This window comes from Niallia sp. Man26 (genome assembly GCF_022049065.2).
GTDB lineage: Bacteria > Bacillota > Bacilli > Bacillales > Cytobacillaceae > Niallia.
Window position 1 is genome coordinate 705534 of sequence record NZ_CP095743.1, and the last position, 25536, is coordinate 731069.

Here is a 25536-nt window from a genome sequence, read left to right on the forward strand (position 1 = left end):
GTCTGCACTAAATGCAGAATTCTTAGTAAGAATTTAAATAGCATTATTTTTTAAATAGCGCATTTCCAATAATTTTAAACATTTTAGTATTTTTAGAAGAATTCAAAAGGGGAAAAGGAGGGGATTAGGTACGGCGATTTAATGCTGTCCAATCTCGCTCTAGCATGCTGTACAAATATAAATCATGGTAATGATCATAAAGCCATTCTCCGTCCCTAAGGATACCTTCCTTTTTGAAGTGAAGTTTCTCAGGTATTGCTTGACTTTTGAAATTGTTAACTCCACAGCGTATTTCAATTCTGTTGAGGTTTAAATAATAAAAAGCGTGATTTAAAACAGCAACGACACATTTAGTCATGATTCCTTTTCCTTGGACAGCTTCTCCTAAATAATAGCCGATGCTTGCTTGGCGGCTCATCCAGTCCAGCTGCTGAAGAGATATCATACCGATAAGTTTGTCTCTGTAAAAAATTCCGGCCTGGAAGCCATTGTTATCTGCAAGCTGTTTATGCCAGTCAGGAATGATCGACTGGTATTGATAAGGAGAGATAATATGATCAATCCAAGGAAGCCATTCCTTTAAATAGGCACGATTCTGGTCAACAAGCTGAAAGAGCTCATTGCTATCCTGCATATGAAGCATGCGGATGTGGATTTCATGATCGACAGCTAAATGAAATATATAGAATCATTCCCTTCTATGAATGATAATTAATTCCCTTTAGCTTATGCCAAACTAACGTTTCTTGTTATCAGAAATGCTTTAAATTCCAACGAGAATAGGCGTTTTGACTAGAAAAGGAATATTGAAAAAAATATAAAAAATAGCTTAATATTCTCCTATATACGCCGATAGACATAGTAAATGAGTAGTTATTTTATCCTATGTTGTTAGCGCTTTTATAAAGCGAACTAGTTTGCTGTGAAGGGAGATAGATTGTTGTGAAAAAGAAAAGTTTATTAGCTAAAATGGTGGCACTTGTATTCCTAGCTGTCCTAGTTGGTGCAGCTGCAAGTGGAACGGCAGTATATTTGTTAAACAGCGGGTTTGAACAGTCTGTTCTCTTGATTGGAGCTGTTGCATTAATTCTTGCTGTCGTACTTTCTGCTGTATTCTACATAGTCTGGAGAAGGAAGTTTGTTGTATTAGCAAATGTAAGCGAATCCTTCATGAGGCTGTCTGAGGGCAATATGAATATCAATATGCAAGCTCATTCATCAAAGGATGAGGTAGGGATACTTTGCAATGCGATGGAGAATTTAAAAGATCAGCTTGAATATTTACTGAATGAAAGCAGCAATATTAGTAATTTAATTTTAGAATCATCTGCTGAACTATCAGCTGTTGCTGAGCAAACATCTGCAAGCTCAGAGGAGATAGGCAGAGCGATGGGAGAAATCGCCCATGGTGCAGGAGAACAGGCTGCAGCATTAGAGGATGTAAATAAGGAAATGGGCAGACTGAATAATTCTATTAACAAAATGAATGAAAAGAATGACCAAATTGATAATGCCGCTCATAGCTCAGAAACGGCAACTAAAAAAGGGCAAGAAATGATAAACCAACTGAAAAAATCAAATGAATTGGCAAAGAAAGCGACAGATGAGGTAAGTGTCGGAATTTCAAGCCTTTATACAAAAATCCTTGATATTTCAAAAATCACGGTCACAATTGACCAGATATCCGAACAGACAAATCTGCTTGCATTAAATGCCAGCATTGAAGCGGCTCGTGCCGGAGAGCATGGCAAAGGATTCTCTGTTGTTGCCAGTGAAGTAAGAAAGCTGGCAGAAGGAACGAATCTGGCGACAAAGCAAATTCAGGAAATGATTCAAGCGATAGAAAAGGAAACTGAAAAAACGGTTCAAGCATTATTTGAAACAACCTCTCAATCAGAAGAGCTGAATAATGCCGTCAATGGGACAGAAAATGAATTCACAAACATATCGGCTGCTGTTAATGAAACAATCCATGCTGTTAAGGATCTGGGAAATGAGCTTGCATCCGTGGTAGATCAAAATAATCATATTTTAGAATCTGTTACTGCAATATCTGCTGTTTCTGAAAGTGCAGCAGCTGCAGTTGAAGAGGTATCCTCATCAACAGATGAACAAATTGCTGCAATCAGTAATGTGACAAAGGCAGCAGAAGCAATGATCAGTCGCGGCGAGCAGCTGAAGGATATCTTAAAAAATTACAAACAGCATTAAATATACTGGCCTGCTGCAAAATGTGCAGCAGGCCTATTCTAGGTTAGTCAAGCAAGGTTTATAAATGATTAGGCTAAAAATTGAAATTTGACTTATATAAGCTTATAATATAGATATCGGTGTAAAATTACACATAACTAATAAGGGAATGAATGCATTTTGACAAGAGAAGAGATTATTTTTAATGTATCGGAAAAAATGCGGTTAATACGAACGGAAGCAGGTTATACCCAGGATAAGATGGCAGAGGTTATTGGCTTGTCTAAAAAGACATTAGTTCAGATTGAAAAAGGACGACTATATGCAGGCTGGTCGACTGTTGTTGCTGTGTGTGCGCTTTTTAGGGAAACAGAAACAGTGCGTTTCCTTTTTGGGAATGAGCCATTGGAAGTGCTAGAGACAGTTGCGCGCGACGGCATGGATTATCGGAAAGAAAAGACGCTCGGAGGCAAAGTATGGTGGCGTGAAGTCGACCGGAAAAACGGCTTTATTTTTCAGCAAAACATCATTAGCCAGCATTACAGAATTATTGATGAAGATCATTTTCGCATCTTTTCAAGCTTTGATGAAAAGGAATCAATGGAAAGATTTCAAGAATTATCGACAGCACAATAATTTGCCAACAAAAAGCTTGAAATGATCAATCATTTCAAGCTTTTTGTTCTTTTAATATTCTTCTGTTAGATTGTTTCTGTTATATGACTTTACGAAGGGATTTTCACCATTGGAAAGCAGGCTCTTCCAAAAGGTGTTTGCTTGAGTTCCCTCCAGCTTAATTTGGATATCTTGTCTTGCGCCTGCCGTTAAGAAAAAAGAAACAAGCTTTGGAAGGCTGGTCGTCTCCACGACGTGTTTTTTGCAGAGCAGCTGACATTTCACATTAAATTTCTTTGTTGCCTCGTAGAAAGATAAAATATCTTTCACCGTCATATTTTCATGAAGTGTAACCTTTTTCAAAAATGTCTCCATTATCCTTGCTCCTTTTTTTTAGAATTTTATATTTGAAGTATCGTCCATTATTTTTTTGTTATGTAACAACAAGTACCCGCATCTGCTCGAATTAAACGTTCAGATGTGAAAACACGACTTAAATACTAAACGAACTCCGACTTAAGGCTGAAATCAAAACCATCTACTGGCTATTATCGAAACTACCAGAAAAAGGTAAAATGGACCTTATCACATAAGAAGATGAGGGATGCAAAGTGAAGCAATTTTCAGAGGTATTCAGCAATAAGGATTTCAGGAAGTTATTTATGGCCAACATTACTTCGCAATTAGGCGGTTTAGTTGGGCTGACTGCGTTTATGTACTATATTCTGGACCGGTTTACGAGCCAGCCTGCATATGCATCTGTAACAGAGCTGATGTATTCTGTGCCTACACTGGCTGTGTTTTTGTTTGTCGGTGTAGCTGCAGACAGGCTGGACAGACAAAAAATTGCTTATACATGCAATTGGGTAGCAGCTTTTTCTTCACTATGCCTGCTTGTGGCAGTTGCCATCGGATGGATGCCGCTCATCTTTTTTATTCTGTTCCTGAGAAGCGCTGTTCTTAAGTTCTTTTTTCCGGCTGAGCAAGGGCTTATGCAGGGGATTTTAAAGAAGGATGAATATACAATAGCAGCAGGGCTTAATCAATTCGTGAACAGTATTTTCATGCTCTTTGGCAATGCTTTAGGAATCTTTGTTTATTGGACATTAGGGATATATGGAGCAATACTGATAGATGCAGGAGCTCTGTTAATTGGCAGCCTGCTTATCAAGCTGACGCCTCTTAGTGAAAATATTAGAATGCCAAATGGAGAGCACCGCATTCAGGATTTAAACTTAAAGATTGTCTGGCAGGATTTTAAACGAGGTTTTACGTACATTCTAAATAACAAGCTGCTGCTTGCGCTTATTTACGGGTTTATTGCATTTGGAGTTGTTAATGGCGGTTTTAGTGTAATGCAGGTGTTCATTTTAAAATATAAGCTTTCTCCATTAAACTATGAGGAAATGTCGATATATTTAGGAATTGTCTTTGGCAGCGGCATCTTGATTGGAAGTCTGGCAGCATCATTGCTTGCTCAAAAGGTCAAGCTTCATAAGCTCATCATTACTGGTGTACTGTTTGTAGCGATATTTACTATCGCAGCATCTTTCGCCGCTACCACAGCAGTATTTATGGTGTTCTATTTCTTTATTGCTTTAGCATTGCCACTGATTAATATTGCAATCGGAGGGTGGATGCCTACCATTATTGCGCCTGAAATGATGGGCAGAGTACAGGGCTGGATAAACCCGCTTATGATGCTTGCACAGTCGATTACATTAGGTGTTATTACGATCGGCTTTCCTGGTGTAATTTCTATTGAAGCTATATTCTGGTTAGTGGGAGCCTGCTTTATTGTCGTTGGCATCTATTACAGTCTAGTGCTCCCAAAGCTTGCGAAAACCTCGGGAGAAACTGCAAAGAGGGAAGCGGTTGTGCCTGCCCATGAAGGGTAATTTGTCGAAATATTGGCAATTGACTTTAGTATAGGAGCATGTTAATCTTCTATTATATTATATTGGAAAATTAATGAAATGAAGGGAGGCGACTGACATGAGAAACAAAATCAATCTAAATCGTAATAAATTTCATATGTCAGTGGCCTTCGCTTCTGTTAAATAATTGATGCATTAACCATAATTGCCATTTTGTGGCTGTTACGGCCGTTTTATGAGCATCAAAAAGAGACAGAAACGCATGTAGCGGGTCTGTCTCTTTTTTCGTGGCGAGAAATAGAGGAAAACCTCTTTTCTATAGATACTTAAAAATTTAAGGAGGAAGATGTTAATGATTGTAATGAACAGAAGTCATGGAGCAAATAGAAAGGATATAGAAAGCGGCTAGTAAAGTTAGCTTAGAAGAGGAGAGAACAGCATGTTTTCCATATTATTAAAATTGAAGTGGTTTTTTAAAGAACATTGGAAAAGATATACGGTTGCTATTGTCCTGTTAATCATTGTTGGTGTAATTGATATTTTACCGCCGCAATTGCTCGGGATGTTTATTGATGAAATAAATGTCGGGACTCTGACAAAAGCAAAGACAGCCCAGTATTTGCTGGGTATTGCGGCAATTACAATCAGCTCTTATGTGATAACTTATTTTTGGATGTATAAGCTGTTTGGAGGGGCTATAGTGCTTGAGCGGAAGCTGCGGAGCAACTTCATGGGACATTTATTGAAGATGACTCCGACATTTTTTGAGAAGAACCGTACAGGCGATTTAATGGCAAGAGCGACAAATGACTTGAAGGCAATCAGCATTACAGCAGGATTTGGTATATTGACACTCATTGATTCAACAGCGTTTATGATTACAATTCTTATCACAATGTGTCTTTTAGTAAGCTGGAAGCTCACACTTGCTGCCATTTTGCCACTGCCGATTATGGCAATTATGATGCAAATATATGGAGATAGAATTCATAAACGATTTATGGAGGCTCAGGATGCTTTTGGTGATTTAAATGACCGCGTGCTGCAATCCATTGCTGGGGTCCGAGTTATTCGGGCATATGTATTAGAAAAGGATGACGAAAAAGAATTTCACCACATGACAGAGGATGTTTACAATAAAAACATTCGAGTTGCGAAAGTGGATTCACTGTTCGAACCGACAATCCGTATTCTTGTAGGGCTAAGCTATATTATCGGTTTAGGCTATGGATCTTATCTCGTCTTTCAGCAGCAAATAACGATTGGGCAGCTTGTGAGCTTTAATGTTTACCTCGGTATGATTGTGTGGCCGATGTTTGCAATCGGTGAGCTGATGAATGTTATGCAACGGGGAAATGCTTCATTAGACCGGGTGCAGGAAACATTAGATTATAAGCCTGATGTCTTAAACCATGGTGACAGTAAAGCAGTAGCTGTTCCTGATACGATCGTGTTTGATTCTGTCCAATTTCAATACCCATCTTCGGCTGTGAAAAATCTCGATGATATCGATTTGAAAATCACAAGGGGAGAAACAATTGGTGTTGTTGGGAAAACGGGAAGCGGAAAGACAACGCTTATTAAGCAGCTGCTCAGAGAGTATCCAAAAGGAAAAGGGGAGCTTTCTGTCAATGGAATAAGCATTGATGATATCAGCTTGGATAAACTTCGCGGCTGGATTGGATATGTGCCACAAGATCACGTCTTATTTTCAAAAACAGTGAGAGAAAATATTCTGTTTGGCAACAAGGAAAACGCATCGGAAAGTCAGCTAAAAGATGCGATTCAGTTGGCATCGTTTCAGCAGGATATTGAAATGCTTCCTGAAGGATTGGAAACGCTTGTAGGAGAGAAGGGTGTTGCATTATCAGGCGGTCAAAAGCAGCGAATATCCATTGCGCGGGCGTTAATTAGAAATCCTAGGATTCTTATTTTGGATGATTCGTTGTCAGCAGTCGATGCGAAAACAGAGCAGAATATTATCCAAAACATCAAAAAAGAACGTGCAGGAAAAACAACAATTATTACCACCCATCGCATGACAGCCGTTCAGCATGCTGATCAGATTATTGTCCTTGAGGATGGAAAAATCGTCGAGCGCGGCTCACACGAACAGCTTATGCAAAAAAATGGCTGGTACAAAGAACAGTTTGAAGTCCAGCAAACAAAAACCGCACAGTCTGCAGGACAGGAGGTGCAAGCATGAGTACTGGCAAAAGATTAGTGCAGTATGCCTTACAGTTTAAAAAAATAATTATCTTTGCCTTAATTATGCTGACAATTGCAGTTATAGCAGATTTAGCAGGACCTTTTATCGCAAAAAAAATAATTGATGATCATATTATGGGAATCGAAAACAGCTGGTATGAAACGTCTTCAGGTGAAGGGGCCGTGCAGTATAAAGGCAAATATTATACGAAAGAGAAACCACAGGCAGCCGATGATGCTGATGCAAGAGTATTGCAGGCCGGAAAGGATTTTTTGTTTATAGAGGAGGAAATTTCCTTTGACGGAGAGAGAAGCTATGCCGATGGAATCTTGACTATCTCATCAGGAAATGAAGTGGCCAAGTACGAGGCTGACCGTCTCAGAGTTGAACAGGTTTTTGCCTTTTACAAACCGGAAGTTCCATCGATTATTAAGCTGCTTGCCTTTTATTTCGGGCTTGTTATCGTTGCTTCTGTGTTTCAGTATGGACAGCATTTATTTCTGCAGAAATCTGCAAACAGAATTATTCAAAAAATGCGGGAAGATGTGTTTGCGCAAATCCAGCGCCTGCCAATTAGGTACTTTGATAATTTGCCTGCAGGCAAGGTTGTAGCAAGGGTTACAAATGATACAGAAGCAATAAGAGAGCTGTATGTGACCGTTCTTTCCAACTTTTTCTCAAGCGGAATTTATATTATTGGCATTTATGTTGCCTTATTTATTCTTAATCCTACGCTTGCGGCAATCTGCCTCATCCTATTGCCGATCCTTTATGTATGGATGATTGGATACAGACGCTTTGCGGCTAAATATAATCATGTGATAAGAGCAAGAATAAGCGACATTAACGGTATGGTAAATGAATCGATTCAGGGGATGAACATTATTCAGGCTTTTGGTAAAGAAAAGCACACAATGGGTGAGTTTGAGACGTTGAATGAAGAACATTTCCGTTACCAGAACAAGATGCTGAATTTAAACAGCTTGACTTCCCATAATCTTGTAGCAGTATTGAGAAACCTAATCTTCGTAGCATTTATCTGGTTTGTTGCAGGTCAGACATTAAGCGTGTCTTCTGCGATATCATTAGGTGTTCTTTATGCATTTGTTGATTACATTAACCGCTTGTTCCAGCCTGTGCAGGGAATTGTCAATCAACTGGCAAATCTTGAGCAAGCACTTGTTGCCGGGGACAGAGTATTTGAACTGCTTCGTGAAGATGGCATTGATGTGGCAGAGCCTAGCACGGAGAGGTACAAAGGCAATGTTAAGTTTGATCATGTTAACTTTGCATACAAGAAAGAAGAGTATGTTTTAAAAGACATTTCCTTTGAAGCAAAGCATGGAGACACTGTTGCGCTTGTCGGTCATACCGGTTCAGGTAAAAGCTCTATCATGAACTTATTGTTTCGATTTTATGATATTCAATCAGGAACGATAACAATAGACGGCAAGGATATCTCCAAAATGCCGCGGCAAGATTTAAGGAAGCATATGGGAATCGTACTGCAAGATCCATTTTTGTTTAAAGGAACGATTGCCTCCAATGTGACATTAAATAATCCTGCCATCACGAGAGAAATGGTTGAGAAAGCATTAAAGGATGTCGGTGCAGACAGGGTTCTGAAAAATCTTGAAAATGGATACGACGAGCCTGTTATTGAAAAGGGAAGCACATTGTCAAGCGGACAGCGTCAGCTTATCTCCTTTGCCCGGGCTCTTGCCTTTAATCCGGCGATACTCATATTGGATGAGGCAACCAGCAGTATTGATACAGAAACAGAACAAATTATTCAGCACGCGATGGAAGTGCTCAAAAAAGGCAGAACCACCTTTATCATTGCACATCGCCTTTCGACTATCCGTAATGCGGATCAAATTATTGTCCTAGATCATGGGGAAATAGTTGAAAAAGGGAATCACGAAGAATTAATGAACCTAAAAGGAAGATATTATCAAATGTACCAACTCCAGCAAGGTACGAAAGCAGGTTAATTAGGTAAGCCCCCATTTTAAAAAATGGGGGCTTTGGCCATTTTATATTAAGTTGTGCAAATTAGAATTGAGAACCGCCAAGTTGACGTTCAGCCATTTGAACTAAGCGTTTAGTGATTTCTCCACCAACTGATCCGTTAGCACGAGAAGTAGTTTCTGCACCTAAGTTAACACCGAACTCTGATGCGATTTCGTATTTCATTTGATCTAGAGCTTCAGATACTCCTGGTACTAAAAGGTTGTTAGATGAATTGTTGTTTGCCATTGTGTTTCCAGCTCCTTGTAAATTAGTTTTTTTTTGGTTGGACCAGCTGGATTTGCACCAGCAAGTAAGAGAATCTTACTACCGCTTGGTATGGCCCAATGCTTTGTCGCTGCTTGTAATCTTATTATGGTCTGTGGCTGTGTTTCTATGCATTTGTTTTTAGATGAAATTTATTCCAATTTTTCTGCTTGTTTAAAATAATTCCTAAAGAATAGTTTCTTCTTGACCAACAAAAAATAAACGGAAATATGAAAGGTTTTAATGAGGTGAAGGAATGAATATTTGCCCTTTATGCAATGGCTTTGAACAACTGAACAAAGTCTGTGCCGATTGCGGACAGCAGGTAGAGGACAAGGGAAGAATTATGGATTATTATGATGACTATAGTGCGTATATGCCAATTGACCAAATGAAGCTGGAGAACGGCTATCCCGATTTGGAACAGCATTTATGTCCCCATCTTGTCCTATGCCCGTCATGTGAACGTGAGGATTTAGTTTTTATTCAGGAATAGAAAAAAGGAAGGGGAATTCCCCTTCCTAATCTTTGATATTAGCGGATACGGTTTTCTGAGTCTTTGTCAAAGAAGTGGCCTTTGTTCATATCAAAGCCTAGTTGAACAGTAACTCCTGCTGCCAAGTTAGCTCTTGAATCAAGGCGAGCAACGAACTCTTTCCCAGCAAGCGTTGAGTATACTAAGCTTTCCGCACCAGTCAATTCAAATACGTCAACTCTTGCATCAAAGCTTGTATTTTCAGAGCTGCTCAAGAATAATAGCTCATCGTGAATATCTTCTGGTCTGATGCCGAAGATTACTTCTTTGCCGATATAGTTTTGCTCACGAAGGATTTTCAATTTGCCTTCAGGGATGACAAAGGATGCATCGCCAATGACTAATTTATTGTCCACGATTTTTCCAGTAAAAAAGTTCATTGCTGGAGATCCGATAAATCCGCCAACGAAAACATTTTCAGGTTTTTCATAAACTTCTTTCGGAGCACCAACCTGTTGGATAACGCCGTCCTTCATAACAACAAGTCTTGAAGCCATTGTCATCGCTTCTGTCTGGTCATGCGTAACATAAATAGTAGTAGTTTGCAGTCGTTGATGCAGCTTGGAAATTTCAGCACGCATCTGTACACGAAGTTTTGCATCAAGGTTGGAAAGAGGCTCATCCATCAAGAACACTTTTGCATCACGGACAATGGCACGGCCAAGGGCTACCCTTTGGCGCTGACCGCCTGATAATGCTTTTGGTTTTCTTTTCAGGTACTGCTCCAAGCCAAGAATTTTTGCAGCATTATTCACACGTTGTTCAATTTCTGCTTTTGGAAATTTTCTTAGCTTTAATCCGAATGCCATATTATCATAAACAGTCATATGTGGATACAAGGCATAGTTTTGGAATACCATGGCAATATCGCGGTCTTTTGGAGCAACATCGTTAACACGCTGTTCATCAATAAAGAAATCTCCTTTTGAGATATCCTCCAAGCCTGCAATCATACGCAATGTCGTAGATTTACCACAGCCTGAAGGCCCAACAAATACGATAAATTCCTTATCTTCAATATGTAAATTAAAGTCGCGAACCGCTTCTACTTTTTCATCATAAATTTTATAGATATTTTTTAAGACTAACTCTGCCATCTTTTTCATACCCCCTGCGATTTGATATATATAATGTAACATGTTTGAGAACGTTTTCAAATTGGCGGTTTGCATGAAAAAAACCAGTGTTGTTTTGAGCAAGTTGCACTAAAGCGCTTTCTTTTTATAAAAAAAGAGAGGAACTGTTTGTCCTCTCCTTGTCAAAATTCCTTCGATGAGAAGGGAAGAAATAATTTAACTCCTCTTCTGTTAAATGGGAAAATCGACATATCTGCTACAAGATGGCTGATATAAGCTAATACACATGTCCAAAACACACCATCAATTTGCAGAGATTGTGCAAAATGAAACGATATGTAGGCAAAATAAACGGTTCCAATGATGGAATGTGTATAGCTTCTATGCGGTACGAATGAAGCAATCAATATAAAGACAGCCAAAAGGATAAGCCAGTATTCCTGAAGGGAAACCCCGCCAAACAAAACACCAGCGCCAGTGATTGTTAACATATGCCGCTGCTTAATTAAACTAGAAACGAGTATGATGGCAATCCCTGCACCAATGCTGAATAACAGCTCTGACGCGCTTCCGGCATAAATACTGTATAAAATCATCAATGCTCCAACTGCTTGGGCAATGGATCGAAACACCTTATGGGAAATCGTAATTTTGTTGCTTAGCTTGCCGTCAATGTCCATATCAGGCATCAGTGCCGAAATACCGCCAATCCCGACTAAAAGCAATGTAGTGGAAGGGGAGGCATCAAAATAATTCGCCGCTGCGAATCCAACCCCTGCGCCAATACAAGAATGTGCTGTACCTTTCAACTATAATCCTCATTTCTTTCTAGCATATAAACTAGCATTCTAGTGCTCTATTATATGCCAAGAAAAAAGAGTTTACCAGTTAATAAATGGAAACATACGTTCTTGTGAAAGATTTGTTTCTTCTAAGCCTTTTTTTGGCTGAAATATAGGCAGGCTAAATAGGCGGTAAAGAAGTTATGATAATTTTTTAAAGGCAATCCGGTTTTTTCAGTGAATTTGTCTAATCTGTATTGCAATGTATTGCGGTGGATAAATAGTTTTTTTGCTGTATTTGTATTATGTCCGTTGTTTTCAATGAATGTTTTAATTGTTAACAGCAATTCCTTATCTTCCCCTAAGATAGAGAACCAGTTTTTAAATGGCTCCAGCTCATGCTGATCAAGCCTGCTTATTAATAGATGAGGAAGGATTGTTTCAAAGGATAATACTCTTTCAGAAGAAATCACAGATAAGCCGGCTGTGAAAAAATCCCGTTCCTGAGTAAAGACGGTAGGACTTTCCATTATGAAGGGCAGGATTTTTCCAATATAAAAGGTTATCGTAAAATAAAAATCGGACTGCAGGGCTTCAGCAAAAGAGGAATATTCCTCATCCTCAAGAAAGTGCCCGTCTCGCTCTAAAATACTTCCTCTATTAGCACCATTCCAAATAATGATGCTGCTGCTGTGAATAAATCCTTTGAATACAGTTTCTACAGCTTCTTTATCAATAGGAGTGTTATTTATTTGAAATTGTATAACCCGGAAATTTTTACATACTTTTTCTGGCATGTTACCGCCGAAAAATAAGAATTGGCTCCATTTAAAGTCCTCTGTATTTTCCTTGTTGTTTTCCGGTAAATAATGCTGAAAAAGCGTTTTTAATAAATCAAGTTGAGAATCGTTCATCTCATTTTTTTGAAAGCCAAACCACCCATTTTCCCCTTCAATGTGAAACCAATGGTAGTCAATTAGCTGTGGTTGAGAAGGAGGTGCAGACTGCTCTACCGCACCTGGAAAATAGGTTAATAATTTTTGTTTCATCGTCATTCCTCCATTTAGAGATGAAAGCGTTTGAAAAAGTAAGCAAGTACGATTGCTTCTTTTTACCTAAAAACTGGGCTGTGTAAAGTGTAATCGTTACCATTATCTTATTATAGTTACAGAAAAACGGCAATCAAAAAAACACAGTCTAATAATGACTGTGTCGAATGAAAGCTCATTTATTAGGGGGAGCTTCTTCTCCAAGTTCCCTTGCTTCTTCAATATTTGTGCTAGTATCGTGACGAAAGACTTTTCCGCCAGACATCCCTTCGTTTATCATTCTGTCGATGTCTAAATAAGCTTCTTTTTTACCTTCATATTGCAGGTCATCGTTTTTATTTCCCATAAATATCCCTCCTGCCGTTAGAATGTGTCAGGAAGGTGTATTTCATTCTTGCTGTTTAAAGCCAGCAAGCTCATAAAAAAGCTGGGCTAGCTGTCTGCAACGGTTCGTTTCAATTTCTGGCTCATCAAATAACATCGGTTTAGAGTTTACTTCAAAAATATAATAATTGCCTTGTTTATCCACACAAGCGTCAATGGAAAATTCTCCGAAAAATCCATGCTGGCTTGATAATAATGCTCCGCAATGTTCAATAGCAAGCTTAATAAAGTGATCATGTTTTTTTGTTCGCACAGCTTCATATGGAATGATTTTTCCACCTGCAGGCACATGTGTTGTGACATCTTGAAGGGAGGACTGTCTTATACCAACTCCCGTTAAGCGGTAATTACCGTCGAGATAAGTAGCCAGTATTCGAAAATCAAAGCGTTGTCCATCGAAAACATCCACATCTATTTCTTCCTGAACAATATATTCCTTAGAAGTCCATTGTGGTAAATAATCCTCGATAATTTCCTGTAATGTATGAAAGCTTCTTGTCCCTTGAATGTCTCCGAGGAGGAAGGAATTATCAGGATTTCTAGTTAGCCTGTATAAATCCTTGCCTTTAGAGCCTGAAGCAGATTTAACATAAATGGAACCATGTCTTTGGAGGAAATCAATCAGTTCTTGTTCAGATTGAAGCAGTGCGGTTTCAGGGAGAAACTTTGCTAATATTTCCTGTTGCTTTAATGCTTGATATAATGCAAATTTATGAATGAAATGCGGATTGAAAAATGGTATGTCAAAGCTTTTGATGATAGAAATAGCTGCTGCGAAATGATCGCCATCCTCTGTTTTGCGGAAAGGCACACGATTATATATAACATGGGGAAGAGGGGTTGTTATAGGAAGCCATTTATCTTTAGCTGTGACATACGTAAAACCGTCAATTTTAGTGTTTGTCAGTCTTTCAGGAGGAAAGACGACAATCATTCCCCCAAAAGAATCTAGTTCTCTTTGCAGCTTTTCAAATAAAGACCGGTTGCCGATTAGCTTGTTTTTGGAATTGTAGGAAGTCAGTATGCCGACAATGGGGCCTGCATTGTTTGCCTTGTAGATCATTTTAAATGGCTGGAACTCTTTAAGGAAAGGGAATAAAGGCAGCAACGGAAGCTGATTGCTTCCGAAGGTTAATCCAGGCTGATTAAAATGCCAACTCTTTGCATTGCCATCATAGTAAATATTCATTTAAATATATCCTCAGGCTTTTTAATGCTCTGCTCATACAAGTAGATGGCATATTCTAGCGACATTCTTCTTGTCAGTAAGTCGTCTTTTTTAAGTGAACTGTGTTTAAAGATGCTTCTTCCAGGCTTAGAATTTGCTTCAAAAAGCCAAACTCTTCCTTTACGGTCTACTCCGATATCAAAGCCAATCTCTCCGATTGTTCCCTCCGTGTACTTCTCAAGTGTCTTAGATATTCTTAATGCAGAATTGATAAGCTTCTCTTTAAGCTGTTCCTTATCCTTGTCAACATCTAAGAGCTCGTCAATCGATTTAACAATACCGCCGCTATTCATATGTGTAGTTGCACTGCCTGCACCGGCAATTTTGGCGGCAATTGCGGTGACTTCCCATTTACCTTGTTTATTCTTATTAGTATGAACTCGGAAATCAATCGGTTTTTTCTCTGAGCGCATAAGATGAATGCCTTGTTGGACGAGAAGATTATTAATATTTGTTTTTGCTGTAATATGCTGTATCAGCTTTTCTAATGTATCGAATTTAAGCAGTCGTTTTTCTCCGCTCGGTTCTTTAAAACGTGTATAGTAGTTTTCGTCTTTCTTATTATAGATGACTTGATAGATTCCTTTTCCCAGGCTGCCATTCTTCGGTTTAATGTAAATATGCCCATAGTTGCTCAGCATTCGTTCTACGACAGAAAAAGAAGTGAAGGGAAGCGTTTCAGGCAAAAAATCGGCAATGCTGTTTTCTTGAAGCAGACGTTCATATATATCAAGCTTGTTAAAGAAGCCTGGATTATACCACGGAATCATATATTCCTGTTGAAGACGGTACTTTACCTTCTTTATTTTTGGCAAACTCTCTGTACGGCGATTAGGGATACGATCATAAATAACATCTGGAAACGGAACTTCAAACCGTTTCCAGCCATCATGATAAAACAGTCCGTTAATTGTGCCTTTATCCCAATCAATATGCTGGGCTCCAAATAAAAAGGCGGTGACACCTGCTGTGTTTTGGACAGCTAACAGCTTTGAAAAGATAATAGTGCGTTCACCGATTGGTTTGACCTCGACTGAGCTGAAGCCAGAGGTGAATATTCCAACAAGCGGACCGATATACAAGACATCTTTATCGTAAAAAACATGTAAGATAGGAAGAGTTGGCGGTATCTTTAAGGCTTGTATTAAATCTTCACTTATTCTAATTACATTGCCTCCGAATTTTTGGACAGCAATGAAAGCTTCTACCTTCATTGTTCCGAAGGCAGCCCGCTTAAGATTACTTGGTATTGATGCATCTGCAGGAAGGTAGATTGTATTAGTGCAATCATTTATCACTTCAATAGAGTAAAGTTTTTTCATTGCTGTTCCTCCTCTGTCCATCTCGCAGCATGGCTGCATAGGCTAGCGGTGCTTTATACAGCCTTTCACTCAAGTCTGGGTATGCCAGGAGAATGACTTTTCTGCCAGGCTTGCTGTTGACGTCGAGTATCCATAACGAGCCATTTTCGGTAATACCTATATCAACTCCTAACTCGAAGAGGGCAGGAAAGGATTGTTCTAATATAGGTGGGAGGCTAGAAAGAATGTCGTTTATTTCATTCTCAATAAAACTCTTCATTTTATAGGGAGCTGTATCAAGCCATTGTTTAAAAGGAATTACTTCTGCTCCTGCACTAAGATTGGAGATGATTCTGTCTTTGGCGCCAAGTCTTATCCCCTTTTCAATGATTTCCCATTTGTTTTGCCCATTTTTTTGCAGCAGTGCTCTAATATCAAACGGCTGTTTATCCTGATTGCATAAAGGTAAATAGCTTTGGCTAAAATAATCATTTTTCTGAAGCAGAGTAGTCAGCCAGCGTGAGAATTTTTCTTTATCTTTAAAGATATGTTCCACATGTCGCTCTTTTTTATCTGTTCTGACAAAAATGCGCTTATGTTGTTCTTTAATAAAATAAATGCCGTTTCCCTGTGAGCCGTTAATTGGTTTTAAGATAATCGGATTAACAAATCGCAAATCTTCTAATACTTCATCAGCTGAAATTACTTGTTTTGACTTAGGAATATAAGGGGCCAGCTTAGAAGCTTTCAATACATCATACAGCTTCAGTTTGTTTGGGAGCCCATTGCCAATAAAGACAATATCCTTTTTCTGTTTCAGCCACTCAACGATGTTTTTGCATTGTCTAGAATGAGAATTTTCTTGGTAATAGCAGCGGTCATATAAAAAGGAAGGGACGGGAAAGTCTTGTGTGAGCCAGCAGTTCTGCTCACTATCGAAAATCTTGCCAGATACCTTTTCTGTGAGAGGATTGTAGCTTGAAGGTACGAAATGATAAACATCAAAGGCCAGCGATTTTCCCAGTTTAGCAATTTCCGTGATATAGCTTTTTTCATTTTCTAATGAGAGTGACATGATTCCAAAACTAGACATCTTGTTGTTCTCCTTTTTTTATATGTGGAAAAGAAAGGCTCAAACAATATTCCAGTAATGCCTTTGTAGAAGGCCTTCCTTTATTTGTTGCCGAATCAAGATTTTTAGACGGTTTAGAATTGACCTCGATAATCCAAAGCCCGCCATGTATGTCAATGCCCATATCAATTCCGAGCTCGCCTAAGTCTCCGGTCATTTGCGACGACAGGGCCTCAGCTGTCTGAAGAGATATCTCTTTAAACTGTTGCTCCACCTGCTTAGCAGAAGCTTCACCAACTAATGCTTGAAGCACAGATTTTGATGAGATCATTTCTGCACCTTGATACAAATTAGCGACAAATGCTTCTGGCTGGGCACATCTGGCGACAATAGAGGTTATCTTCCATTGGTGCCGTATATCCTTATGGCAGAGAATTCTAAAATCAAGGGAACGATTATGATATTGTTGAAAGTTAATGCCTTCCTGACAAATATAAGCGCGTTTTTTAGTCAATTGAGAAAGCCATCTCCATAATTTATTAAATGAAGAAAAGAAGCGGATTTTTCCTTTTTCTTTACCAGAAGAAACGCTCGTTTTCCATGCATGTTCCTCGCGGCGTATCTGGATAATTTGCCGGCCTTGACTGCCATGAATCGGCTTTACATATAAAGTGCTGAATAGATTTAACATTGCTTCCAGTACCTCTTTAGAGAGCAGGTTCGTTTCTGGAATATATTTTTTTAATGCAGGAAGTTTGTTTAAGATTAAGGAGGTATCATATTTAGAAAAGAATTGTGCATTAAAGATAGGAATATTTCGTTTTTGCAAATCCTTTTTTAGGTCGTTAAATTGCGTTGATGCTTCTGCCTTACGTATATGAATGCGATTATAAACAACATTGGGATATGGCAGGGCCGTCTTTTTCCAGCTGTCCTGCTGGTAAGAATAGCCTTCGACATATCCTTCTTTCCAATCATAAAGGCTGCATACATAAAGAATTCCGCCAAGGCGTGACAGCTCTTGCTGAAATTCCTCGCAAAACTGATGAATGGAACGGAAAGAAGGTCCATCTTCCGCAGAATCATGTGCAGGAGCATCTGTCAAAATGGCTATTACCGGCCCAAGTGTTAATGTCTGGCTCTGTTTATTGAAATGACTGAGCAGTGTTAAATCTTGATTTGGCACTGCTAATGACTGAAGCAAGCTGTCACAGAAAAATATCGCTTGCTTATCCTCATGTACAGGTTCAACTAGGACAGGAACTGCCGTGCTACCTAAGTTAAGCAGAACAGGATTATTGCGATCTATTTCCCAATGATGAACTAAGGAGTGGCTCAAACGTAGTACCGTCTCCTTGTTTGCTGGGAAGGAGGAATTTTCTTTCATATACAGGGGAAGCAAATTTAGTTTCATCGCAATTCCTCATTTGTAAGGTGAATTTTTTAGTTTAATTTTTCTTATAGGCTAAAGCTGATATGGTATCGTATGTTAAATGGAATGATTTGTGCATGTATCTAAAGGGATGAAGGGTACTGCAGACTTTTTGTGTGCATTGTTGAATTGCATGTGAATTTATATAATTGTCCGGTCTTAACAGCGAACACTTGTCCAGTCTTAAATGAAATAAAGGGTCTTATTGGCAATATGAAGCATAGTTTGATATAGTGGAGACAATTGTTAAAAAGGAGTTGTTAATAATGGCAGTAAACCTTCATGATTCTGCTTATGAACTAGAAAAAGCTATTCGTCAAAGTGATGAATATACAAACTTAAAAAAAATGTATGACTTGGTTAATGCTGACCCATCTGCAAAGGCCATGTTTGAAAACTTCCGCAACATTCAAATGCAGCTGCAGCAAAAACAAATGTCAGGGATTGAAATTACACAGGAAGAAGTGGAACAAGCCCAAAAGACAGTGGCATTGGTTCAGCAGCATGAGTCTATCTCCAAACTGATGGACGCAGAACAGCGTATGAGCATTGCTATTACTGAGCTTAACCAAATTATTATGAAGCCACTTGAAGAGCTTTATGGAGCTCCGCAGCAATAAAATAGCAGAAATACATAAGTGCCCAAAGCTATGCTTTGGGCACTTTTTCCATATTATAATGTTGCTTATTTAAACTAGCTTACATTAAAACTGAGTACCAGACAGCTGCTGCTGAGCCATTTGCACTAAACGCTTCGTGATTTCTCCACCAACAGAACCGTTGGCACGAGCAGTTGTTTCAGCACCAAGGTTTACTCCAAACTCAGTCGCAATTTCATATTTCATTTGATCTAATGCTTGAGAGACTCCAGGTACTAGTAGTTGATTTGAATTGTTTGACATTGTTGTTTCCTCCTTTAGTGATTGTCGGTGTTACAGTCAATAGTTTGTAACAGACAGAGATATCTATGCAGTTTACGAGTCTGTAAATGTTTCCAGCAACAAGCATAGATTGCATTGGTTAAAACGGATAATTCGTGAAAGCCGGTTCTAATACAGGTGGTTTTTTCATACATGTTTATAAAGACAAAACAACCTGAAATGGGGGAACAAGATGATTTATCGCTTATTAGCTTTAAATATTGATGGGACTCTTATCCAATCAAATGGACGTCTGAGCAAATCCACGAAGGATGCAATTGAATACGTTCAGCAAAAAGGAATATATGTAACATTAGTCACATCAAGAAGTTTGCCTTCCGCAAGAAAGGTTGCCAAAGCATTAAAGCTGAATAATTATATTGTGACACATCAAGGTGCACTTATTTCAGACAATGCCGAGCAAACATTGTACGTAAACAGGCTGACTGATGAACTTACATATGAAATTGTCCGTTTCCTAGAAGGGTTTATTTGTCAGATTAGAATCGTGCATGAGAAATTTTCTTTAGCGAATAAGTCTAGGCTTAACCATAATATGCTTGCTAAAACAGTGTTTAACTCTGGCGATCCTGTGTTTTATTCCCATCAATTTGTAGAAGTTCTTAGTGAAGTTTTGCTGGAAGAACCTGTCAGCGCTCCGAAAATTGAGGTGTATTTCGAAGACAAGAAAGATTGTTTAGATGCTAAAGAGGTTTTAGACAAGATGTTTGATGAAATCAATATTGTCCAAATGAATGACCTTCGCTTAGAAGTGCTGCCTGAAGGTGTTAATAAGCTCAACGGGCTGCTGTACTTGGCAGAGCATCTCGGTATTAACAGAAGGGAAGTAGTAGTAATTGGCGACAGTCTTGATGATAAAGATATGATAGAAGCAGCCGGCCTTGGAGTAGCTATGGGAAATGCGCCAAGTGAGCTGAAATTTGCAGCCGATTGGGTGACAAGATCCAATAACCAGGACGGAGTTGCTTACATGGTAAAGGAGCATTTTCGTAAACAGCAGCCTATTGAGTTTCTGCGCAAAATGAACATTATTAAATAGCAATTATTATACTCATCTTAATAAACCAAAAAATTCCTTAGAGCGTAAGGAATTTTTTGTTTTTCTAGCCAATATTTTGACCTGGCTGGTCACTTTTTGTAGACTGAAGTATAATGGAATTTTAGAAGCTATTAACTATGATAATTAAAGGTGAATATAAAAATGAAATCAATTTCGATAAGCGGGTTACATGACGACCGACTAATCAGACCATTAGAGCATATCGGCAACTTGTTTTTTGAAGATACTAAGGTTGCTTTCGCTGAAGACGAAGCAGATATTTTAATACGTTTTGATGTTTCAGAAACAGACGACCGGTTTTTTGTTGAAGGAAAAATAGACGGCAAGTCAGCATTCGATTGCGAAAAAGCTGTAGCCGGTCTTGATGAAAAGGAAAGATTTAAGGAACAAAAGAATGCCATTTCACAAGTTTTCCTAAAGGTATTACAAGATTATACTGGCATGATTCAAAAATGGGGAATTTTGACGGGAATTCGCCCGACAAAGCTTCTTCATAAGCATATGCAAAACCAAACGCCAATCGAAGAGGCGCATCAGGCATTAAAGGATGAGTATTTAATGTCGGATGAGAAAATCGATCTCATGCAGCGCATTATAAACAGACAGCTTGCGGTTATTCCAGATTTATATGATTTGAAAAGAGAAGTAAGCATTTATATCGGGATTCCATTTTGCCCAACTAAATGTGCGTACTGTACGTTTCCGGCTTATGCTATAAACGGCAGACAAGGTTCCGTATTTTCCTTCTTAGGAGGTCTTCATCATGAAATAAAGAAGACTGGAGAATGGCTGAAATCTAAAAATATTAAGATAACGACCGTCTACTATGGTGGAGGAACTCCTACAAGCATAACTGCTGAGGAAATGGACATGCTTTATGAGCAAATGAATGAATCCTTCCCGGATGTGCAAAACATCAGAGAAATAACGGTAGAAGCTGGCCGGCCAGACACCATTTCTCCTGAAAAGCTGGAAGTACTGAATAAATGGAATATTGATCGCATCAGCATTAACCCACAATCGTATACACAACAAACATTAAAAGCAATCGGAAGGCATCACACTGTTGAAGAAACGATTGACAAGTATCATCTAGCCAGACAGCATGGAATGAATAATATCAATATGGACTTAATTATTGGCCTTCCTGGAGAAGGTGTGGAAGAGTTCCAGCACAGCCTTGATAAAACGGAAGAACTATTGCCGGAATCACTGACTGTTCATACATTGTCATTTAAACGGGCTTCTGAAATGACGAGAAATAAAGCGAAATATAAAGTTGCTGACAGAGATGAAATCCAAGAAATGATGAGAATGGCTGAAGTTTGGACAGACAAATATGATTATGTGCCATATTATCTGTACAGACAAAAAAATATTCTTGGCAATCTGGAGAATGTAGGATACTCCAAGGTTGGCCAGGAAAGCATTTATAACATCATGATGATGGAAGAACTGCAGACAGTAATTGGTCTTGGCTGCGGTGCTTCAAGCAAATTTATCCATCCAGTAACAGGAAAAATCACTCAGTTCTCTAATCCGAAGGACCCTAAAACATATAATGACAGCTTTGAAGAATATACAGACAGAAAATTAGCGCTGTTAGAAGAACATTTTTCAGCAGAAAAATCGATTTAATACAAATAAAATTAGCGTTATTGAAGGAAGATAGAAAGAGCAGGACACTGCTTTTACTGTCTTCCTTTTTTCGTAGACTAAAGAAAACGCCAGCAACTTCTAAATAAAAGGCGAAGAAAAAGATTGCGTTTTTGTTAGAAAACGAATAATATAAAAGAGTTGTGTAAAAATGTTCGTTTTTTCGGAGGTATACATGTTTAAACTTAAAGAGAACAATACAAATGTGAAAACGGAAATAACAGCCGGCTTCACTACTTTTTTGACAATGGTCTATATCGTTATCGTTAACCCTGCAATCTTATCTAGTGCAGGCATTCCTTTTGACCAAGTATTTATGGCAACAATAATTTCTGCTGTCGTTGGTACACTGTGGATGGCGGTATTTGCTAATTATCCAATTGCTATAGCTCCAGGTATGGGCTTGAATGCTTACTTTGCCTCTTCAGTTGTCGGAAGCCATGGAGGAATTGATTATACAATTGCCTTATCTGCTGTATTTGTTGCAGGAATAATCTTCTTAATTCTTTCTTTAACAACTTTCAGGGAAAAGCTGATAGAAGCTATTCCAGAAAACTTAAAGCATGGTATCACTGCTGGTATCGGTTTGTTTATCGCTTTTATTGGTTTAAGACAGACACAAATAATAGTCGATAATAAAGAAAATCTTGTTGGACTTGGTGATTTTCAGTCACCTTCAGTCATTCTTTCATTAGTAGGTCTTGCGATTACCATTATATTATTTGCTATGAACGTAAAGGGAGCGTTGTTCTTTGGAATGATCGCAACAGGCATTATTGCTTTCTTTACAGGCCAGCTGTCATTTGATGGTTTTGCAGCTGTTCCTCACTTGCCAGAAGGACTAATTATCACAAATCCTTTCTCAGCAATCGGTGATGTTTTCCAGCATAGCTTATATGCAGTTGTGTTCTCCTTCTTGCTTGTGACAATCTTTGATACGACTGGTACGATGGTCGGTGTTGCTGAACAAGCAGGATTAATGAAGAATAACCGTCTTCCTAAAGCTAGACAGGCTCTGCTTGCAGATGCTATCGGAACTTCTGTTGGTGCTATGTTCGGGACAAGCCCGACGACTGCATTTATTGAGTCGACTTCTGGTGTTGCAGCAGGAGGAAGAACAGGACTGACTGGTGTCACGGTTTCTGTATTGTTTATTATTGCTGCTTTCTTTGCACCGCTTGTCAGCGCTGTTTCTGGCTTGTCTGCTATCACAGCTCCTGCCCTCATTATTGTCGGAAGCTTAATGATGGGAGCAATTGCACAGGTGCGCTGGTCTGAATTTGATGAAGCTTTCCCAGCTTTTCTTGTGATTTTGAGCATGCCGCTTACTTCAAGTATTGCAACAGGAATTGCACTAGGATTCATATCTCATCCGTTGCTGAAATTAGTGACAGGCAAGGGTAAATCTGTACACCCACTCGTTTATATATTCGCCGTATTATTTTTATACCAGCTCGTCTTTTTATCTCACTAGAGCATAAAAAGTCCCATGAAGTTTATTCTTCATGGGATTTTTTTTATTTTTGTCCAATCTTTACAGTTATTTGTGAAACCTTCAGCATATCTTTTCGTATGAATGAAAGAAGGAGGAGATCGGAATGTCATTAGAAATAAAAAATGTTACAAAAAGATTCGGTTCATTTGTTGCAGTCGATAATATATCCTTATCAATTCCAGAAAATGAAATGTTTGGATTTTTAGGAGGAAACGGTGCTGGCAAAACGACAACCTTTCGCATGCTGCTAGGCATATTAGATATTAGTGAAGGGACCATTACTTGGAACGGGAAAAGCATCAACTATTCGACAAGTCCAGAAATCGGTTATCTGCCTGAAGAAAGGGGACTTTATCCGAAATTAAAAGTAAAGGACCAGCTTATTTACTTAGCAAGATTGCGAGGAATGGATAAAAAGGAAGCGTTGACAGAATTGAAAGGATGGCTGGAACGCTTTAAAATATCCGATTATTTAGAAAAAAAGGTGGAAGAACTGTCAAAGGGTAATCAGCAAAAAATTCAATTCATCAGCGCTGTGCTTCATAAGCCGAAGCTGCTGATTTTGGATGAGCCGTTCAGCGGTTTGGATCCGGTTAATGTGGAGCAGCTGAAGACCGCCGTCATTGACTTAAAAAATTCGGGAACGACAATTGTATTCTCTAGCCACCGGATGGAGCATGTGGAAGAAATGTGTGAAAATCTTTGTATTATGCATAAAGGAAAGCCAGTCGTCCATGGGGGCTTAAAGGAAATTAAACGCAGCTTTGGGAAGAAAAATGTTGTTATTCATGCTGATTTCGATTTGGCCTATTTAATAAAGTTTCCTGGTGTTGTCAAGCTGAAGCAAACGACAGAAGGCGCTGCTCTCCAGATTGAAGGCGAGGAAATCGCGGAAAATATATTAAAGGATATCGTAGGAAAAGGCTTCGTCCGGAAATTTGCGTTAGAGGAGCCGACTTTAAATGATATTTTTATCGAAAAGGTAGGTGCTTCACTTGAATAGTTTCTGGATTATTTTATTGCATACGTATTGGACAAAGGTAAAGACAAAATCCTTCATCTTCACAACGGTTATTACATTGCTGCTTATTTTAGGCTTAACAAATCTCCAGTCCATCATCCAAGTGTTTAACGATGATGATATAGACAAGATTGCAGTCATCGACAACACAAAAGAACTATATTCATCTGTTGCCGCAATGTCAGAAACCCTTAACGAAGATATTGTGCTAGAGGATTATGTAGACGGTGAAGCGGAAGCGAAACAAAAGGTGGAGGACGGTACGTATCAAGGATTGTTAATTCTTGATTATGATAAGGAAAATCTGCCGCAGGGATCCTTCTACAGCATGGATATTACAGACTCCTCGACAGCAACCGGTATTGAGACATTGGTTCAGGCTGTAAAGAGCCAGCTTGCTGCAGCACAGTTAAATCTCAGCAGTGAACAGCTTGAAAAGCTTAATGAGCCTGTTGAATTTGAACATATTGCTCTTGAACAAAATGCAAAATCAGAAGAAGAGCTGAACCAGGCAAGAGGGCTTGTCTATGTCTTATTATTCCTTATTTATTTTGCAGTCATCCTTTATGCTAATATGATAGCGATGGAAGTAGCGACAGAAAAATCATCTCGGGTTATGGAAATTTTAATTTCCAGTGTGTCACCGATTAAGCATATGTTCGCAAAAATACTTGGTATTGGCTTGGTGAGTATAACACAATTAGTGGTGCTTCTAGTGGTTGGCTATTTTTCGGTTACAAATAATGAAGATATGAGCACACTTGATGGCTTTCTAGGCTTCAGCGGCATACCTGCAGCCACCATTATTTATGCTGTTTTGTTTTTTGTGCTTGGTTACTTTTTATATGCCACACTTGCAGCATTCCTCGGTTCTCTTGTCAGCCGAATCGAAGATGTTCAGCAGATGATTACCCCAATGACTTTAGTTGTCGTGGCAGGTTTTATGATTGCGATGTTCGGTTTAGGTAATCCCGATACGACATTCATTACGATTACTTCGTATATTCCGTTCTTTACGCCAATGCTGATGTTTATGCGTGCAGGCATGCTGAGCCTTCCGGTATGGGAACCGATCTTAGGAATGCTTATATTGGCCGTTTCTATCATCCTCTTAGCAGTCTTTGGCGGCAGAGTTTATAAAGGTGGAGTGCTGATGTACGGCAAATCGAATTCCTTTAAAGACATTAAAAAAGCACTGCAACTGACGAAAAAAGAATAACATCACAAGACTCACGAAATTCGTGAGTCTTTTTTTATTAATAGCAGAAAAATATTTGGCGATTTCAGAGTCAATTCCGTACAATTAACAGTAGTCTTTTAGAAAGAAGGAATGTCA

At 38.9% G+C, this 25536-nt stretch carries 24 protein-coding genes; 12 read left to right on the forward strand and 12 right to left on the reverse strand.

What is annotated here, in order from left to right; translation table 11 throughout:
• Positions 1 to 124: 124 nt before the first annotated feature.
• Positions 125 to 682, reverse strand: a complete 558-nt coding sequence (locus L8T27_RS03610; RefSeq protein WP_233317394.1) for a GNAT family N-acetyltransferase — start codon at positions 680 to 682, stop codon at positions 125 to 127.
• A gap of 260 nt (positions 683 to 942) precedes the next feature.
• Here L8T27_RS03610 and L8T27_RS03615 point away from each other — a divergent pair, with 260 nt between their 5' ends.
• Both L8T27_RS03615 and L8T27_RS03620 read left to right on the forward strand, forming a co-directional pair.
• Complete coding sequence (locus L8T27_RS03615) at positions 943 to 2211, forward strand: methyl-accepting chemotaxis protein (protein WP_233317332.1); 1269 nt, start codon at positions 943 to 945, stop codon at positions 2209 to 2211.
• 159 nt (positions 2212 to 2370) lie between these two features.
• On the forward strand, positions 2371 to 2826 hold the full coding sequence (locus L8T27_RS03620; RefSeq protein WP_233317331.1) for a helix-turn-helix transcriptional regulator: 456 nt from the start codon (positions 2371 to 2373) through the stop codon (positions 2824 to 2826).
• Between the two features lie 51 nt (positions 2827 to 2877).
• Here the strand turns inward: L8T27_RS03620 and L8T27_RS03625 are convergent, their stop codons facing one another.
• Positions 2878 to 3180 carry a hypothetical protein gene (locus L8T27_RS03625; protein WP_233317330.1) on the reverse strand — a complete coding sequence of 101 codons (303 nt, stop codon included), beginning with the start codon at positions 3178 to 3180 and terminating at the stop codon, positions 2878 to 2880.
• 236 nt (positions 3181 to 3416) lie between these two features.
• Here L8T27_RS03625 and L8T27_RS03630 point away from each other — a divergent pair, with 236 nt between their 5' ends.
• The 3 genes from L8T27_RS03630 to L8T27_RS03640 all read left to right on the forward strand — a co-directional run bounded on the left by L8T27_RS03630 (position 3417) and on the right by L8T27_RS03640 (position 8885).
• Positions 3417 to 4703, forward strand: coding sequence for an MFS transporter (locus tag L8T27_RS03630; protein WP_237940759.1), 1287 nt, complete (start codon positions 3417 to 3419; stop codon positions 4701 to 4703).
• Between the two features lie 418 nt (positions 4704 to 5121).
• Complete coding sequence (locus tag L8T27_RS03635) at positions 5122 to 6888, forward strand: ABC transporter ATP-binding protein (protein ID WP_237940761.1); 1767 nt, start codon at positions 5122 to 5124, stop codon at positions 6886 to 6888.
• On the forward strand, positions 6885 to 8885 hold the full coding sequence (locus L8T27_RS03640; RefSeq protein ID WP_233317327.1) for an ABC transporter ATP-binding protein: 2001 nt from the start codon (positions 6885 to 6887) through the stop codon (positions 8883 to 8885). The genes L8T27_RS03635 and L8T27_RS03640 overlap by 4 nt, the downstream gene beginning before the upstream one ends.
• Before the next feature lie 61 nt (positions 8886 to 8946).
• On the opposite strand, the gene L8T27_RS03645 is transcribed toward L8T27_RS03640, so the two are convergent.
• Complete coding sequence (locus tag L8T27_RS03645) at positions 8947 to 9150, reverse strand: alpha/beta-type small acid-soluble spore protein (RefSeq protein WP_233317326.1); 204 nt, start codon at positions 9148 to 9150, stop codon at positions 8947 to 8949.
• Positions 9151 to 9424: 274 nt separating this feature from the next.
• On the opposite strand from L8T27_RS03645, the gene L8T27_RS03650 reads away from it, so the two are divergent.
• Positions 9425 to 9664, forward strand: a complete 240-nt coding sequence (locus L8T27_RS03650; protein ID WP_233317325.1) for a hypothetical protein — start codon at positions 9425 to 9427, stop codon at positions 9662 to 9664.
• Positions 9665 to 9702: 38 nt separating this feature from the next.
• On the opposite strand, the gene L8T27_RS03655 is transcribed toward L8T27_RS03650, so the two are convergent.
• The 8 genes from L8T27_RS03655 to L8T27_RS03690 form a co-directional block, all read right to left on the reverse strand.
• Complete coding sequence (locus L8T27_RS03655) at positions 9703 to 10800, reverse strand: ABC transporter ATP-binding protein (protein ID WP_233317324.1); 1098 nt, start codon at positions 10798 to 10800, stop codon at positions 9703 to 9705.
• Positions 10801 to 10961: 161 nt separating this feature from the next.
• A complete protein-coding gene (locus tag L8T27_RS03660) occupies positions 10962 to 11588 on the reverse strand; it encodes a metal-dependent hydrolase (RefSeq protein ID WP_233317323.1) in 627 nt (208 codons plus the stop codon).
• Positions 11589 to 11710: 122 nt separating this feature from the next.
• Positions 11711 to 12610 (reverse strand): PucR family transcriptional regulator, encoded by a 900-nt coding sequence (locus L8T27_RS03665; protein WP_237940762.1) that lies wholly within the window; start codon positions 12608 to 12610, stop codon positions 11711 to 11713.
• A 175-nt stretch (positions 12611 to 12785) separates the two neighbouring features.
• Positions 12786 to 12956: a hypothetical protein gene (locus L8T27_RS03670; RefSeq protein WP_233317321.1), complete on the reverse strand. Its 171-nt coding sequence runs from the start codon at positions 12954 to 12956 to the stop codon at positions 12786 to 12788.
• A gap of 42 nt (positions 12957 to 12998) precedes the next feature.
• Positions 12999 to 14183 carry a YheC/YheD family endospore coat-associated protein gene (locus L8T27_RS03675; protein WP_237940764.1) on the reverse strand — a complete coding sequence of 395 codons (1185 nt, stop codon included), beginning with the start codon at positions 14181 to 14183 and terminating at the stop codon, positions 12999 to 13001.
• On the reverse strand, positions 14180 to 15544 hold the full coding sequence (locus L8T27_RS03680) for a YheC/YheD family endospore coat-associated protein (RefSeq protein ID WP_233317319.1): 1365 nt from the start codon (positions 15542 to 15544) through the stop codon (positions 14180 to 14182). The genes L8T27_RS03675 and L8T27_RS03680 overlap by 4 nt, the downstream gene beginning before the upstream one ends.
• Complete coding sequence (locus tag L8T27_RS03685) at positions 15522 to 16616, reverse strand: YheC/YheD family endospore coat-associated protein (RefSeq protein ID WP_237940766.1); 1095 nt, start codon at positions 16614 to 16616, stop codon at positions 15522 to 15524. Before L8T27_RS03685 ends, L8T27_RS03680 begins: the two co-directional genes overlap by 23 nt.
• Positions 16609 to 18009, reverse strand: a complete 1401-nt coding sequence (locus tag L8T27_RS03690) for a YheC/YheD family endospore coat-associated protein (protein WP_233317317.1) — start codon at positions 18007 to 18009, stop codon at positions 16609 to 16611. Before L8T27_RS03690 ends, L8T27_RS03685 begins: the two co-directional genes overlap by 8 nt.
• Positions 18010 to 18293: 284 nt before the next feature.
• Here L8T27_RS03690 and L8T27_RS03695 point away from each other — a divergent pair, with 284 nt between their 5' ends.
• Entirely contained in the window at positions 18294 to 18647 is a 354-nt protein-coding gene (locus L8T27_RS03695) for a YlbF/YmcA family competence regulator (protein WP_233317316.1), read from the forward strand.
• Positions 18648 to 18731: 84 nt separating this feature from the next.
• On the opposite strand, the gene L8T27_RS03700 is transcribed toward L8T27_RS03695, so the two are convergent.
• On the reverse strand, positions 18732 to 18929 hold the full coding sequence (locus tag L8T27_RS03700; protein ID WP_233317315.1) for an alpha/beta-type small acid-soluble spore protein: 198 nt from the start codon (positions 18927 to 18929) through the stop codon (positions 18732 to 18734).
• A gap of 211 nt (positions 18930 to 19140) precedes the next feature.
• On the opposite strand from L8T27_RS03700, the gene L8T27_RS03705 reads away from it, so the two are divergent.
• The 5 genes from L8T27_RS03705 to L8T27_RS03725 all read left to right on the forward strand — a co-directional run bounded on the left by L8T27_RS03705 (position 19141) and on the right by L8T27_RS03725 (position 25419).
• Positions 19141 to 20007, forward strand: a complete 867-nt coding sequence (locus tag L8T27_RS03705; RefSeq protein WP_237940770.1) for a Cof-type HAD-IIB family hydrolase — start codon at positions 19141 to 19143, stop codon at positions 20005 to 20007.
• 162 nt (positions 20008 to 20169) lie between these two features.
• Complete coding sequence (locus L8T27_RS03710) at positions 20170 to 21666, forward strand: coproporphyrinogen III oxidase (protein WP_237940771.1); 1497 nt, start codon at positions 20170 to 20172, stop codon at positions 21664 to 21666.
• A gap of 193 nt (positions 21667 to 21859) precedes the next feature.
• Entirely contained in the window at positions 21860 to 23158 is a 1299-nt protein-coding gene (locus L8T27_RS03715; RefSeq protein ID WP_237940773.1) for an NCS2 family permease, read from the forward strand.
• Positions 23159 to 23282: 124 nt separating this feature from the next.
• Positions 23283 to 24182 carry an ABC transporter ATP-binding protein gene (locus L8T27_RS03720; RefSeq protein ID WP_233317311.1) on the forward strand — a complete coding sequence of 300 codons (900 nt, stop codon included), beginning with the start codon at positions 23283 to 23285 and terminating at the stop codon, positions 24180 to 24182.
• A complete protein-coding gene (locus L8T27_RS03725) occupies positions 24175 to 25419 on the forward strand; it encodes an ABC transporter permease (protein WP_233317310.1) in 1245 nt (414 codons plus the stop codon). Before L8T27_RS03720 ends, L8T27_RS03725 begins: the two co-directional genes overlap by 8 nt.
• The last annotated feature ends 117 nt before the right edge of the window (positions 25420 to 25536 follow it).